This window comes from Paenibacillus sp. FSL H8-0175 (genome assembly GCF_045040615.1).
GTDB lineage: Bacteria > Bacillota > Bacilli > Paenibacillales > Paenibacillaceae > Paenibacillus_AQ > Paenibacillus_AQ odorifer.
This window is the reverse complement of record NZ_CP150299.1, coordinates 5,081,947-5,095,650: the sequence shown is the minus strand read 5'-3', so window position 1 is coordinate 5,095,650 and position 13,704 is coordinate 5,081,947. Positions and strand designations below refer to the sequence as shown.

The following is a 13,704-nucleotide window of genomic DNA, read 5'->3' as shown; positions in this document are numbered from 1 at the left end:
ACTTGACGGGGTGCAGTTCAGTGATTGGAGACGTACCCTTTTTTATTTTATAGATAAGCTCCGCCCGTTCACGAAGTAGATTACAACCGTTATAGCTCCTCTTTTTTGATAGGCTCAGTTTCATCTATCCGGTCTGCAATAATAATCTCATACACGCGCAGGAAAACAATTTTTATAATCATATAAACAGGGAGCGCAATAAGAACTCCGATAATACCGTAGAAGTCTCCACCTATAAGGACAAGGATGACCGTAGTCAGTGGATGAACATCCAATGATTTTCCGTAAATAATCGGTGAGAGTACATTATCCTGGATCTGCTGGGCAATGAAGATTACAACCAGGGACCATATGGCCATCGTCGGTGATTCAATGAAACCCACTATAATTACCGGAATCGCTGCTAAGAATGATCCCACATATGGAATGAAGTTAAGGGGCACTGAAATTACGGCGAGCAACAGGGAGTAAGGCAGTCCGATGATAAGGAACCCTATATATAACATAATACCGAGTACGACATTTAGCACCACGCGTGTGACGATGAAGCTGCTTAAGGCGCTGTCGATATCTCCAAACATCTCTTGCCCTTCCTTACGATATTTTCTCGGAATTAAGCCTTGAAGTTTAGGCGATAGCTTATAGTCATCTTTTAGCATGTAGTACAGAATGATGGGCAAAGTTGCGATTAACACTACAATGCTGGAAACAACGCCAATCAAATTGGACATGGAATTGGTAACCCAGGTAATAGTATCGCTAAGAAATTCTGATAAACGGGCTGCGACGTCGGAATCCCCTTTGAAAAAACGCGAAAGTGTCGGATTCTCCCTCAATGCATTGAACTGATCCTGCAAACCTTGCACGAGGTAAGGAGTGTTATCAATAAAGTTCTGAATTTGTTCTTGAAGTGTCGGCCAGACTAGAATCCAGAAGAGAACGAACAAGCCGGCAATCAGAAAATAAATGAGCAGGATGGAGAACGCCCGGTTTAATTTTCTTTTCTCAAGGATTCTTACTAACGGACGCAGCAGGTAGTACATGAACCCTGATAACATCATGGGAACAAGTAATAATTTGAAAATGGCACCCAGTGGGGCGAAGAGAAACATTACTTTGGAGCCTAAGTACAAAATCAGTAAAAAGGCGATAATAGCAAGGCTTGTCCGAAAATACTTCTGTTGTGGCAATAAAAACATCCCCCAAAATTCAAATTTATGTCTATGTAGTTTAATAACCCTAATTTACAAGTATTGATTCAAAAGCGGGCAATTCCTTTTAGGTAGTTCTTGGCATACCCATATAGAGGTTCTAGTTACAAAGGTTACGCCAAGTAAAAAGTTCGCAATTTAACAAGGGGGTATAACTATTTCTCTGCTTTTTCACAGATTATCTTGACTTTCGTCTATGAGATTTTCTAGTGGATAAAGTGAAGATTTCAGGAACTACATCTTCGCCTCCGGTTTCTTTGGTAACTTGTCTTGCTTTAACAAGAGATAAAAAGGAAAAAATCTCACCTAAGGCTACAAGTCCAGCTGCGATGATCTCATAATCCTCAGCGCTAAGTTCTGCGGATTCCACTGGATTATTGTTATTGGTGGTCCCATTCTTATTAGCATTGCTGTTGCCTTTATTTCTCCCGCTGTTTCTTCCATTGGCCATTTCTGATCACCCGCTTTTCCCGGTATGTATTATTAATATGTTATAAATGCCGCATATGAGATAGGCAATTCGGATGTAATTTTGCACTGTCTCTTTTTAGCACTTTACACAGGATGAAAACGCTGTTAAAATCATAAACGAGCACAAACGATCAATAACGGTCATATATAATCGATTAACGGTCAATAAAATTCATAGATGAGCGCAAGGAATTGCATAGGTCGCGCTGTCACATAAAGGAGCGAGCCACGATGATGTTTGAGGAAGAGAGAAAACAAAAAATCGTGCTTTTTGTGGAAAAGAACTCCAGAGCTTCTGTACAGGAGCTAAGTCAGGAAATGGGCGTATCTGAGTCTACTGTGCGCCGTGATCTGAAGGAGCTGGAAGAAGCCAAGCTATTAAAGCGTACTCATGGCGGAGCGGTTTCCCTGCAGAGCGTCAATTTTGAAGCGGCTTATCCTGATAAGGAAGACCATTTATTGGATGAGAAGCAACGGATTGCCCGTAAGGCCGTGGAGATGATTCAGGAGGGGGACGCAATACTGCTTGATGCAGGAACAACAACACTGCAGATTGCCAGAGAGCTGAAGAACTTTTCGAATATCAAAGTCATTACGAACTCGATTATGGCGCTGAATGAGCTGCGGGATTGCCGCAATATCGAAGTCTCAATTACAGGCGGTATGCTTCGCCCGGATACGATGGCTTTTGTTGGACCGATGACAGAACGTTCATTAGATATGGTGAGAGTAGATAAAACTTTTCTTGCCACTAATGGACTGGATTTGCGGGAAGGCATCACAACTCCGAACATGTTAGAGGCAGCTACAAAACGCAAAATGATCGCAGTCGCCAAGCAAGTTATTCTACTGGCAGATCACAGTAAGCTGGGGCAGATATCCTTTAGCAAGGTTGCAGATGTGACGGAAATGGATCATTGCATTATAGATTCAGGAGCGTCTGACAAATTCATCCGTGAGATCACGCAATTGGGTGTGGATTTCACGCTGGTATAAATTTTATATAGGATAAGCAATTATGAATTACCGTGTGATCGTTTGGAGAAATTACAGATGCCGTACTTGTGATCGGTAATCTATGGCTTAGAAAACCAACATAATTGAGGGATAATCATGATCTATACTGTAACGCTTAATCCTTCCATTGATTATATCGTGGAAGTGGAAGATTTGAGACTGGGTGACTTGAACCGGATGAAACGTGATTTGAAGCTTCCGGGAGGGAAGGGAATTAACGTATCCCGAGTGCTTAATCAGCTTGGGGTTCAGAATAAGGCTATGGGATTCCTTGGAGGCTTCACCGGCCGATATATTGAGGATTGGTTACACGAAGAGTCAATTTCAAGCGATTTCGTGTTTGTTTCTGATGATACGCGGATTAATATCAAGCTCAAGCATGGAGAGGAAACGGAGATTAACGGTGTTGGACCCGTCATTCATGATCCTGAAGCCAATACACTATTGCAAAAGCTGGCTGCCCTGAACGCGGAGGATGTAGTGATTTTGTCGGGAAGCGTTCCCCCATCACTGGGTGCAGATTTCTATGACAAGCTTATAGCTGTGTGCAAACAGAGCGGAGCGGAATTCGTCATTGACACTACTGGTGCTGCACTTCAAAAAGCACTGGCGTATCAGCCATTGCTGGTTAAACCGAACCATCATGAGCTCGCAGAGCTGTTCGGCGTAACCATAGATACGAGGGAAGAGATTATTACTTATGGACGCAAGCTGCTGGATGCAGGAGCGAAACATGTACTGGTTTCCATGGCGGGTGAAGGGGCTTTGTTCATTACGGAGCAAGGGGTATACCACGCCAACGCACCATCAGGTAAAGTGAAAAATTCTGTAGGTGCAGGAGATTCCATGATCGCTGGTTTTGTAGGGACACTGTCTTTGACAGGAGACTTGTTGGAGGCGTTCCGTGCAGGCGTTGCCTCGGGTAGTGCAACCGCATTCTCTGATGACTTAGCGGACAGAGAATTCATTGAACAGCTGAGACCGCTGATCCAAATCTCAGAAGTGTAAGCCGACAGCATTCAAAGTACTTAAGGGAGTTGAGCATGATGAGAATAACGGATTTAATGATAAAAGAAACGATGATCATGGATCTAAAAGCTACAACTAAGGAAGCTGCAATTGATGAATTGATTGCGAGTCTTGCTGCAAGTGGCCGAATTAATGATCCGATCCTTTTTAAAGAGATGATTCTGAAGCGCGAAGAGCAGTCCAGCACTGGGATTGGCGGCGGCATTGCAATGCCGCACGCTAAGACTAAAGCGGTAAATGAAGCGACGGTTGTATTTGCTAAGAGCGCAAAGGGAGTGGAGTTTGAATCCCTTGATGATGAGCCAGCACGTATCTTCTTTATGATTGCCGCTCCAGAAGGAGCAGGCAATATGCATCTTCGTACACTGGCCTCATTGTCCAGACTACTGATCGATAGCGAGTTCATTGAACAGCTTATGAATACTCAGACTCCTGACGAGGTATCAGCTTTGTTTGATGCCAAGCAGGCGGAAGGTGAAGCTAAGGAGAAAGAGAACGAAGCTGCTGAAACTGCCGCGAAGTCAGAGCCTGAACGTGTAATCGTGGGCAACCCGGATTCCCAAACTTTTGTCGTAGCTGTAACTGCTTGCCCTACAGGCATTGCACACACTTTTATGGCTGAAGATGCCCTTAAGAAAAAAGCTCTGGAAATGGGAGTTAATATCCGTGTAGAGACGAATGGTTCAGAAGGGGCCAAAAACGTACTTACCCCTGATGAGATTCGGCGTGCAAGCGGTGTAATTGTTGCAGCTGATAAAAAGGTGGAAATGGCCCGTTTTGACGGTAAGCCTGTACTGCAAAGACCTGTAAGTGATGGCATCCGTAAGCCGGAAGAACTTATTCGTAAAGCTATGAATGGGGAAGCGCCGATTTATCACAATGAAGGTCGCGGTGGCAATGACGAAGGGTCTAAAGAGAAATCTGGCAGTATCGGCAGTAAAATATATAAGGACTTAATGAATGGGATCTCCCACATGCTCCCGTTTGTAGTCGGTGGCGGTATTCTGCTAGCAATCTCCTTCCTGATTGAACAAGTAGGTGGAGCAGATCATCCGCTGTTCCAGTTACTGCAGACAATTGGTGGTGGAGATGGTGCCTTCCATTTCCTAATTCCAGTCCTTGCTGGATTTATAGCGCTTAGCATTGGTGATCGTCCGGCTCTGATGCCAGGTATGGTTGGGGGTTACATGGCCTTGAATTCCAACGCTGGGTTCCTCGGCGGGCTGGCTGCTGGTTTCTTGGCGGGTTATGTAATTATCGGATTACGTAAAGTATTTGCAGGACTGCCTAAAACACTTGACGGACTGAAGCCGATCCTGTTATATCCGGTATTCGGGCTTCTAATTACCGGTGGATTGATGTATTACCTGTTCGATCCGGTCTTTAGCTGGATCAATGTAGGACTGATTGATTGGCTTAATGATCTTGGAACTGTTAATGCTGTTATTCTGGGTCTGGTTCTCGGTGGCATGATGGCCATAGATATGGGTGGACCTTTCAATAAAGCTGCTTATACTTTTGCCATCGGTGTATTCACTACCAGTGGCAATACCAACGGCTTCATGATGGCTGCTGTAATGGCGGGGGGAATGGTGCCTCCACTTGCAATAGCACTGGCTTCTACTTTCTTTAAGAATAAATTCACGGAAGAAGAACGTAAATCAGGCTTAACGAACTATGTGCTGGGCTTGTCGTTCATTACGGAAGGGGCCATTCCATTCGCCGCAGCCGATCCGCTTCGTGTCCTAACCTCTTGTATTCTTGGTTCGGCCGTTGCTGGAGGTCTTACACAGCTTTGGAATATCAACGTGCCGGCTCCGCATGGCGGGATCTTTGTAGCTGCCCTTTCAAGCCACGCGCTGTTGTTCCTCTTAGCTGTTCTGATCGGTTCGGTCATCTCCGGATTGATGCTCGGATTATGGAAGAAACCGCTTGAAGCAAAGTAACTTTATAAATAAATTGAACTGCTGGGTGCCAGAATTTTCATTCTGGCACCCAGCAGTTTTTGCATGGACATTAATCACCCACCTCCTCGCCCATAGGTAGATTTATCTCCATAAATGAGGTTTAATTTTATATAATTGAAAATATATATAATCAGAAGGAAAAGGAGCGAGCGAGATGATATTACATAAGGGGGAAGTCTTGTTCCGCCAAGGAGACAGCTGTGATTTTTTATTTAAGGTAAAAGGCGGGCTGTTCAAGGTCACAAGACTTCATGAGAATGGGAACATGGTGTTATTCAACATCCTGTATCCCGGTGAGATGGTTCCCCATCATTCACTCATTTCGCCAAAGGAGGCGCATGGAACGGCAGTTGCGATGATGAAGAGCGAGGTGGAGGCAGTTCCATCAGCAGAATGGTATCAACAGCTGCGGGAGGATTCTGGTCAAGCGATGGAAATCGCCAGACTGCTTCAGGAGAAGGTACGGTTTATGCAGACACGGCTGGATCATCTGACTGTAGGTACACCTGCAGAACGTATGGAATTGCTAACCCGCTGGTTTAATGACTACTCTCATGGCGCAGCGCTAACAGAGTTATTGACCCAGGAAGAAATAGGACAATTGATCGGTGTAAGACGTGAAACAATCAACCGTTTGCTGCGGAGTACAGAGTGATTCCTGCTTTTTTCTGGCAAACTGTTTAGAGTAGGGTGGCTCCGTGGTATAATGTAAACAGAACTTATCAAATTAGAGAAAGGATCAGGATACCATGTGTCCCCGAAGGACGATTCCCCAAAGGACGATTTGGAAACGTTATGATCTGTCTTATACTTAGCTTCCCTGTAGAAGGTGCGTAAACCGTTGTTACTTGACGAACCGCCTCTGCGAGGGGAAGGAGTATATATATGCGAAGGAGCAATACCTCCGGTTTTACCCGTCGTAGAGGTTGGTGGGACGTCTAGCCGCCATATACGATAAGGGGAGACCTGTATGAGGAACCACAATTACGGAGTGAATGTACTGCTCCGATTGACAGTCATTTTGTTTGGAACATTTTTGCTTGCATTTACTTATTATCACATCAATTTTCAGAATCATTTGTCAGAGGGCGGATTCGTAGGATTATCGCTGCTTGGCAAATACGTATTAGGAATTTCACCTTCGATTTCAACTCTGCTTCTAGACGTTCCAGTACTCTTGATAGCATGGATGTTCAAAGGGAAAGCGTTCGTGTGCAACACTTTTGTTTCTGTAGGAGCTTTTACAATCTTCTATGGTCTCATGGAACGTTATTCCGGTTTGGTCATCAACTTGCAGGACAATTTGGCATTAGCAGCTCTATTGTCCGGCGTACTGACAGGTTTAGGAGCGGGAATTATCCTGCGGAGTGGCGGGGCTAGCGGTGGAGACGATATTTTGTCGCTGCTGGTTAGTGAATGGAAGGGAATCAAAGTAGGTACGGTATTCATCATGATGGATGTAATCGTTCTGGCACTATCACTCTTTTATATGCCTGTTAAAGAAACGATGTATACAGTGATGGCAGTAGTCGTAGCCGGCTATGTGATCACCTTTACAACCTCTTTAGGCAAACCAAAGCTAGTGAAGGCGCCAAAGATTCAATCTACACTGCGTAAACCGCATGATGGTACGGTAATGTGAAGAAGGCTGGTATAAACAGCTTATTCGGGGATATACTACATTTAAGGTCAGCCAGAGTTTCTGGTTGACTTTTTTTTGCTGGATATGACGTAATTTAAAGGGTGCAGTCCTTAAGGGAGTTGCTCGGACATTTCGCTCATAACAAAAGGTGGCGTACAGTGAAAATCCTGTACGCCACCTTTTAGTTAACTTAAGACTCACTAGTGCTCGTCTTTGAATCGTGTAGAAACATTTGCGGCCAGCTTGTCCTTTTATTTAGCCCACGGCATTCGTGATTGCTTCGCATTCGTCCGAGCAATGACCACTGTGCTGTGTTTCACAGTCCTCACAGCAAATATGCTGAAGATGACAAGCATCGTTAGCACAATTGATAAATTGGTCAGCTGGCTGACCGCAGTGATGGCAACGTCCGACAACGATATCCTCGTCGGTATGATTAATCTGTACGGAAATCCGCTCATCGAAGACATAACATTTGCCATCAAACAGTTGGCCCTGTACCTCAGGGTCTTTACCATAAGTCACAATGCCGCCATCCAGCTGGTACACCTGTCCAAAACCTTCCTTCATCATAAACCCGCTTAATTTCTCGCAGCGGATCCCGCCTGTACAGTAGGTCAGGATTGGTTTATCCTTAAGGTCGCTCATATTCTCGCGAATCCAGTCCGGGAATTCTTTGAAGCTGTCTACTTCGGGGCGGATGGAGCCGCGGAAATGACCAAGATCGAATTCGTAACCGGTACGACCATCCAGAATCACCACATCGTCGCGCTGCATCATTTCATAGAAATCTTTAGGCGCCAGATGCTTTCCGGTAATCACGTTAGGGTCCAGTTCATCCTCGACCCGGAACGTCACGAGTTCTTTTTTATAACGAACGAAGATCTTTTTGAAGGCATGACCCTCAGCCTCATCGATCTTGAAGATGATGTCGCTAAACAGAGGGTTTGCGCGCAAATCCTTCATGTATTGCTCGGTTTGGGCAACCGTACCTGATAGTGTTCCGTTAATGCCTTCATCTGAGATGAGAATTCGTCCCTTTACATCAAGCTCTTTGCAGTAAGCCAAATGCTCCTGGGCGAATAGTTCTGCATCCGGCACTTTTACAAATTTATAGTATAGCAGAATTGCATATTCCGATTGTGGATTCATTCATTTCACCTTTATCATTAGAATTAGACTACTAAATAAACATTTAAGTATAAAAAGTATTGTAACATATTATCAAGTATTGACAAGAGATGTGGTACAGTAACCTCAAGAAAGCTGGAATAAATAACATTTTTCAGGGATACAGGATTAAGGTCAGCCAGAATCTCTGGTGGATTTTTTTGCTGAATATAGGCGGTTTTCATGGATAGTTAGGATTAGCGAAACCGTGAATCGCAACGCACGTATATATTTTCATTCATAAGTCACATGTTGACTTTAATTATAAGGAGGAACTGCGGGATGAGTGCTCATGAGATTGATTATGCCATTATGGGTGAGGAAATACAGTGTGTAGAGGTGCAGCTTGACCCAGGAGAGAGTGTAATTGCCGAAGCCGGGAGCTTCATGATGATGGATCAGGAAATAACAATGGAGACGATATTTGGCGACGGCAGCGGAGGCTCGCGTGGAAGTGGCTTGATGGGGAAGCTGATGGGCGCGGGCAAACGTCTGTTGACAGGTGAAAGCTTGTTTATGACTGTCTTTACACACAGTGGTTCTTATGGACGTAAAAGTGTCACCTTTGCTGCTCCGTACCCAGGCAAAATCATCCCGCTCGACCTGCAGCAATACGGTGGAAAAATCATCTGTCAAAAGGATTCATTCCTTTGCGCGGCAAAGGGCGTTTCAATCGGTATTGAATTTCAGCGTAAGCTGGGTACCGGCTTTTTTGGTGGTGAAGGTTTTATTATGCAAAAGCTGGAGGGTGACGGACTTTCATTTGTACACTCTGGCGGTTATGTTATGGAACGCACACTTCAACCGGGAGAGACGCTTAAGCTGGACACTGGCTGTCTAGTCGCTATGACGTCTTCGGTGGAATATAATATTGAGTTTGTAAAAGGGGTCAAAACCGCGCTGTTCGGCGGCGAAGGCCTGTTCTTCGCAACGTTGCGCGGACCCGGCAAGGTGTGGGTACAGTCGCTGCCATTCAGCCGAATGGCCGATCGCATCCTGTCCGCTGCCGGCAACAGCGGTCGGAAAGAAGAAGGAAGCGTGCTTGGCGGGCTAGGCAATTTGCTGGATGGTAGATAAGTCTGCGTGAGCGCATTGCATAGCGTGGAAGTAGAGGACAATGGAATGTTGAGTGAGCGTGCGAAGTACTGAGTAGATGAGGCAGAGAGCGTGCGAAATGTGGAGCATACGAGGTATACAACATTACAAGAGGACGCGTTGTTTCAGCGGTGGCGCTATAGGGTGTGGTGAAACAAGGGCAGAAATGCCCTTGTTTTGCTGTAAAGGTTTAGTATCGCGTGAAAGAAGGGCAAAAATGCCTTTGATTTACTCGAATGAGCTAGTATCGCGCGAAAGAAGGGCAAAAATGCCTTTGATTCGCACGTATTAGCTAGTGTGGTGCGAAAGAAGAGCAAAAGTGCCTTTGATTTACTCGAATGAGCTAGTATCGCGCGAAAGAAGGGCAATAATGACTTTGATTTACTCGAATGAGCTAGTGTGACGCGAAAGAAGGGCAAAAGTGCCTTTAATTTACTCGAATGAGCTAGTTTGGCACGAAAGAATGGCAAAAGTGCTTTGATTTACTCGAATGAGCTAGTGTGGCGCGAAAGAAGGGCAAAAGTGCCTTTGATTTGCTCGAATGAGCTAGTTTGGTGCGAAAGTAGGGCGAAATTGCCTTTGATTTGCACGGATTGGCTAGGGGGGTGCGAAAGAAGGGCAGAATTGCCTTTGATTTGCTCGAATGAGCTAGTTTGGCGCGAAAGAAGGGCAAAAGTGCCTTTGATTTACTCGAATGAGCTAGTGTGGCGCGAAAGAAGGGCAAAAGTGCCTTTGATTTGCTCGAATGAGCTAGTGTGGCGCGAAAGAAGAGCAAAACTGCCTTTAATTTACTCGACACTGTCAAATGTACGGTATAAATCCCGCAGATAGAGCCGATGGAGCACATATAGCCAAATGTACGGTATAAATCCCGCAGATAGAGCCAATGGAGCACATATAGCCAAATGTACGGTATAAATCCCGTAGAATGGAGCCGATGGAGCATATATAGCCAAATGTACGGTATAAATCCCGTAGAATAGAGCCGATCGAGCGTATACGGTCAGATGTACGGTATAAATCCCGTAGAATGGAGCCGATCGAGCGTATACGGTCAGATGTACGGTATAAATCCCGCAGATAGAGCCGATGGAGCACATATAGCCAAATGTACGGTATAAATCCCGCAGATAGAGCCGATGGAGCATATATAGCCAAATGTACGGTATAAATCCCGCAGATAGAGCCGATGGAGCACATATAGCCAAATGTACGGTATAAATCCCGTAGAATAGAGCCGATCGAGCGTATACGGTCAGATGTACGGTATAAATCCCGCAAATGAGTTACTCCAACAAGCAATAAGTTACTTATGTTCGATGGGATATCACCGTTCGGCGTCTGCAATATCAACTTTACATTGTCCTCCACTACCACTACCACTACCACTACCACTACCACTACCACTACCACTACCACTACCACTACCACTACCACTACCACTACCACTACCACTACCACTACCACTACCACTACCACTACCACTACCACTACCACTACTACACTATCACCACCACTCCTGTATCTTTAAACCAATTTATAGTTTGTTAGAGCCGTAATGAGCTATGCTCATTTACGGTTTTTTATGTTTTTGTAAGTAATGGTTGGCCGAAGTAGATGACCACTCAGGTAGGATTGGGATAGTTTAATTGATAACTATATAATACCAGCTCATGAGTAGCAGGTTCAGGTATGATGTGTTCAACACTATATCGTACTTTGGAGGAATGTATATTGGTAATGGACGTGGAATTTGGCAAGGAAATTGAGAGTGCCATTAGTTGGGCTAAGGAGCGGCTGGGGTCGCAGGAGTATCCGCTGCGTTGTCTTGCTTTTGTTGAAGATGCATATGAAAGAAGCAATGGAATCGAAATGTGGGGAGGCAGCGATGCACGCGAATCCGCAGGGCTGTACGATGCGCACAAGAATACCGGGGCTCCGCCAGCTGGCGCGTTTGTTTTTTATGCTTGCTCAGGGTTGGTGGACGGTGAGTTTAAGGATTGGGGGCATGTAGCTTTGGCCCTTGGGAATGGCGAGGCCATTCATGCCTGGGATATAGTTAGGATAGATCACTACATGGAAATTTGCCATCTGCAAGCTGCTCCGGGCTGGAGCCAACCAGAACTTATCGGCTGGGCACCTGTAGAGAGAGTTCTTGCCGGGATTCAGAAGAAACAATGGGACTAGTTGATATCCTTAAACCTAACTTATCCAAGAACCTAGAAGGTGCCGTAAACAGGTGCTTCATGGGTTCTTTTTTCTTCCTTCCGATTTGACTAACCCTATGCACGGTGTATATATTATTTGGCAGACCCCCTTATATTGTTAAGGCTGGACCGGAGGCATGATATGTTCAAAATATTTATTATAGAAGATGACCGTGGACTTGTGGCTTTGCTGCAGGATTATTTACATAAGTTCGGATATGAAACGCAGGCGGTGAGTGATTTTGAGCGGGTCCGCACTCAGTTTGAGGCGTTCACGCCACATCTGGTACTCCTTGATGTAAATTTGCCAAAATACGATGGTTATTACTGGTGCCGCCAGATTCGCGGAATTTCAACCTGCCCTATTCTTTTTATATCTGCCCGCGATGGCAAAATGGACCAAGTAATGGCGCTGGAAAATGGAGCCGACGATTATATCACTAAGCCTTTTGATTACGAAATCGCGATGGCCAAAATCAAAAGTCAGCTGCGGCGCGCCTACGGCACCTATGCCGGTGGGAATAATGAACGCACACTAAACGTTGCCGGAATGACGCTGGATGTAGAGCGGCTAATCCTTACCCGAGGCGAAGCTAAAGTGGACTTAAGCCACACGGAAGCCAAGATACTAGATGAGCTAATGCAAAAATCAGGCGTCATCGTTACCCGGGACAGGCTGCTCGAAAAAATCTGGGATGATCAAGCCTTCGTGGATGAAAATACCTTAAATGTATATGTTACACGTGTACGCAAAAAACTTGCCGCTCTCGCTATCACAGATGGACTACAAACCGTACGCGGTCAAGGCTACCGTTTGATTCCGAATTGGGGGGATGAGGAATGAAGTTGTTTTTACGGGAACAGTTCCCCCTGATTGTGGTCTATCTAGCCCAGCTAGTCCTGATCACATTAGTGTATCGGCTGGATGGGGGCAGCGGTCTGAATGTAAGTTTATATGCCGCGCTGCTCAGCACTTGTCTACTGATTGGCTACCTCGCTTACCGTTACGTCACCAATCGCACGTTCTATGAACGTTTGGAGACTACGCCCTCCTCTCTCGATGAGGCAGGTGGCCCTACACAGGATTCTCCGCTAGCCGTAAGCTTGCGAGGTTTACTGGGGTCGCAATTCCGCCTCTACAAAAATGATTTGCACAGCTACCGCCACAAATTAGAAGAGCATATTCACTTTATTAATCAATGGGTACATGGCATGAAGACGCCGTTGTCTGTCATTCATCTGATCATTCAGGATAAGGATGGCCCTCCTTTTACGGCAATTGGTGATGAACTGGATCGTCTGAAAAAAGGACTGGATACCGTGCTTTATACGGCCCGTCTGGATACTTTCGAGCACGATTTTTATGTGGAACGGCTGAATTTGGAGACCATCGTACGTGGTGTGACCTCTGAGCAGAAGCGTCTTTTTATTCGAAAAAGAGTATTTCCAGCTATACAAATAGATGAGCAGATTACCGTAACCACGGATGAAAAATGGCTCACTTTTGTCCTTACGCAGCTGATTACGAACGCTGTACGTTATACGACAGAAGAGGGCAAACATGTTTATTTCCAAGGGATGGTCACGGAAGATAAGCAGACTGTGCTTGAGATCCGGGATGAAGGAGTAGGCATACCAGCAGGAGATCTACCGCGTGTGTTCGATGCTTATTTTACCGGGGTGAATGGACGAACCTTCCAGGAATCTACGGGGATGGGTTTATATCTCGTGAAGCAGATCTGCGGCAAACTTGGACATGAGGTGAGTATCCGTTCCGAAGAAGGAAGCGGGACCACCGTGCGGATTGTATTTAGGGAGCAGCATATAACAAACCTTACAAATGTGTAAGGGCATTGTAAGTTTCAGAAATAGCAGCCTATGTGTACACTTTGTAT

The 13,704-nt window shown here is 45.4% G+C and carries 13 protein-coding genes; 9 read left to right on the top strand and 4 right to left on the bottom strand.

Translation table 11 applies throughout. The features are described from left to right. Positions 1-89: 89 nt before the first annotated feature. Positions 90-1,199, bottom strand: a complete 1,110-nt coding sequence (locus tag MHH46_RS22790; RefSeq protein WP_076130245.1) for an AI-2E family transporter — start codon at positions 1,197-1,199, stop codon at positions 90-92. Positions 1,200-1,389: 190 nt separating this feature from the next. Then, positions 1,390-1,662, bottom strand: coding sequence for a hypothetical protein (locus MHH46_RS22785; protein WP_076130246.1), 273 nt, complete (start codon positions 1,660-1,662; stop codon positions 1,390-1,392). A gap of 251 nt (positions 1,663-1,913) precedes the next feature. Between MHH46_RS22785 and MHH46_RS22780 the strand changes: the two genes are divergently transcribed. The 5 genes from MHH46_RS22780 to MHH46_RS22760 all read left to right on the top strand — a co-directional run bounded on the left by MHH46_RS22780 (position 1,914) and on the right by MHH46_RS22760 (position 7,337). Beyond that, a complete protein-coding gene (locus MHH46_RS22780) occupies positions 1,914-2,678 on the top strand; it encodes a DeoR/GlpR family DNA-binding transcription regulator (protein WP_339244350.1) in 765 nt (254 codons plus the stop codon). Positions 2,679-2,795: 117 nt separating this feature from the next. Beyond that, entirely contained in the window at positions 2,796-3,707 is a 912-nt protein-coding gene (pfkB, locus tag MHH46_RS22775; protein ID WP_076130247.1) for a 1-phosphofructokinase, read from the top strand. Between the two features lie 38 nt (positions 3,708-3,745). Further along, a complete protein-coding gene (locus MHH46_RS22770) occupies positions 3,746-5,674 on the top strand; it encodes a fructose-specific PTS transporter subunit EIIC (RefSeq protein ID WP_076130248.1) in 1,929 nt (642 codons plus the stop codon). 175 nt (positions 5,675-5,849) lie between these two features. Then, positions 5,850-6,350: a Crp/Fnr family transcriptional regulator gene (locus tag MHH46_RS22765; protein WP_076130249.1), complete on the top strand. Its 501-nt coding sequence runs from the start codon at positions 5,850-5,852 to the stop codon at positions 6,348-6,350. 315 nt (positions 6,351-6,665) lie between these two features. Next, positions 6,666-7,337: a YitT family protein gene (locus MHH46_RS22760; RefSeq protein ID WP_076130250.1), complete on the top strand. Its 672-nt coding sequence runs from the start codon at positions 6,666-6,668 to the stop codon at positions 7,335-7,337. Between the two features lie 255 nt (positions 7,338-7,592). On the opposite strand, the gene MHH46_RS22755 is transcribed toward MHH46_RS22760, so the two are convergent. Beyond that, complete coding sequence (locus MHH46_RS22755) at positions 7,593-8,489, bottom strand: rhodanese-related sulfurtransferase (RefSeq protein ID WP_076195248.1); 897 nt, start codon at positions 8,487-8,489, stop codon at positions 7,593-7,595. 300 nt (positions 8,490-8,789) lie between these two features. On the opposite strand from MHH46_RS22755, the gene MHH46_RS22750 reads away from it, so the two are divergent. Beyond that, positions 8,790-9,584: a TIGR00266 family protein gene (locus tag MHH46_RS22750; RefSeq protein WP_076130252.1), complete on the top strand. Its 795-nt coding sequence runs from the start codon at positions 8,790-8,792 to the stop codon at positions 9,582-9,584. A gap of 819 nt (positions 9,585-10,403) precedes the next feature. Here MHH46_RS22750 and MHH46_RS22745 read toward each other — a convergent pair. Continuing rightward, positions 10,404-11,099, bottom strand: coding sequence for a hypothetical protein (locus MHH46_RS22745; protein ID WP_405132515.1), 696 nt, complete (start codon positions 11,097-11,099; stop codon positions 10,404-10,406). A gap of 237 nt (positions 11,100-11,336) precedes the next feature. Here MHH46_RS22745 and MHH46_RS22740 point away from each other — a divergent pair, with 237 nt between their 5' ends. The 3 genes from MHH46_RS22740 (at position 11,337) to MHH46_RS22730 (ending at position 13,657) form a co-directional block, all read left to right on the top strand. Next, the gene (locus MHH46_RS22740; protein ID WP_218640548.1) at positions 11,337-11,789 is read left to right on the top strand and encodes an NlpC/P60 family protein; all 453 of its coding nucleotides are present in this window, start codon (positions 11,337-11,339) and stop codon (positions 11,787-11,789) included. A gap of 162 nt (positions 11,790-11,951) precedes the next feature. After that, positions 11,952-12,653 carry a response regulator transcription factor gene (locus MHH46_RS22735; protein WP_038572574.1) on the top strand — a complete coding sequence of 234 codons (702 nt, stop codon included), beginning with the start codon at positions 11,952-11,954 and terminating at the stop codon, positions 12,651-12,653. Further along, positions 12,650-13,657: a sensor histidine kinase gene (locus MHH46_RS22730; protein WP_076193044.1), complete on the top strand. Its 1,008-nt coding sequence runs from the start codon at positions 12,650-12,652 to the stop codon at positions 13,655-13,657. Before MHH46_RS22735 ends, MHH46_RS22730 begins: the two co-directional genes overlap by 4 nt. The last annotated feature ends 47 nt before the right edge of the window (positions 13,658-13,704 follow it).

What these genes read in the sequence shown, in the direction of transcription:
- MHH46_RS22755 (WP_076195248.1), bottom strand. Translation starts at nt 8,489, where the DNA reads ATGAATCCACAATCGGAATATGCAATTCTGCTATACTATAAATTTGTA.
- MHH46_RS22735 (WP_038572574.1), top strand. Translation starts at nt 11,952, where the DNA reads ATGTTCAAAATATTTATTATAGAAGATGACCGTGGACTTGTGGCTTTG.
- MHH46_RS22790 (WP_076130245.1), bottom strand. Translation starts at nt 1,199, where the DNA reads ATGTTTTTATTGCCACAACAGAAGTATTTTCGGACAAGCCTTGCTATT.
- MHH46_RS22750 (WP_076130252.1), top strand. Translation starts at nt 8,790, where the DNA reads ATGAGTGCTCATGAGATTGATTATGCCATTATGGGTGAGGAAATACAG.
- pfkB (WP_076130247.1), top strand. Translation starts at nt 2,796, where the DNA reads ATGATCTATACTGTAACGCTTAATCCTTCCATTGATTATATCGTGGAA.
- MHH46_RS22780 (WP_339244350.1), top strand. Translation starts at nt 1,914, where the DNA reads ATGATGTTTGAGGAAGAGAGAAAACAAAAAATCGTGCTTTTTGTGGAA.
- MHH46_RS22785 (WP_076130246.1), bottom strand. Translation starts at nt 1,662, where the DNA reads ATGGCCAATGGAAGAAACAGCGGGAGAAATAAAGGCAACAGCAATGCT.
- MHH46_RS22765 (WP_076130249.1), top strand. Translation starts at nt 5,850, where the DNA reads ATGATATTACATAAGGGGGAAGTCTTGTTCCGCCAAGGAGACAGCTGT.
- MHH46_RS22730 (WP_076193044.1), top strand. Translation starts at nt 12,650, where the DNA reads ATGAAGTTGTTTTTACGGGAACAGTTCCCCCTGATTGTGGTCTATCTA.
- MHH46_RS22760 (WP_076130250.1), top strand. Translation starts at nt 6,666, where the DNA reads ATGAGGAACCACAATTACGGAGTGAATGTACTGCTCCGATTGACAGTC.
- MHH46_RS22770 (WP_076130248.1), top strand. Translation starts at nt 3,746, where the DNA reads ATGAGAATAACGGATTTAATGATAAAAGAAACGATGATCATGGATCTA.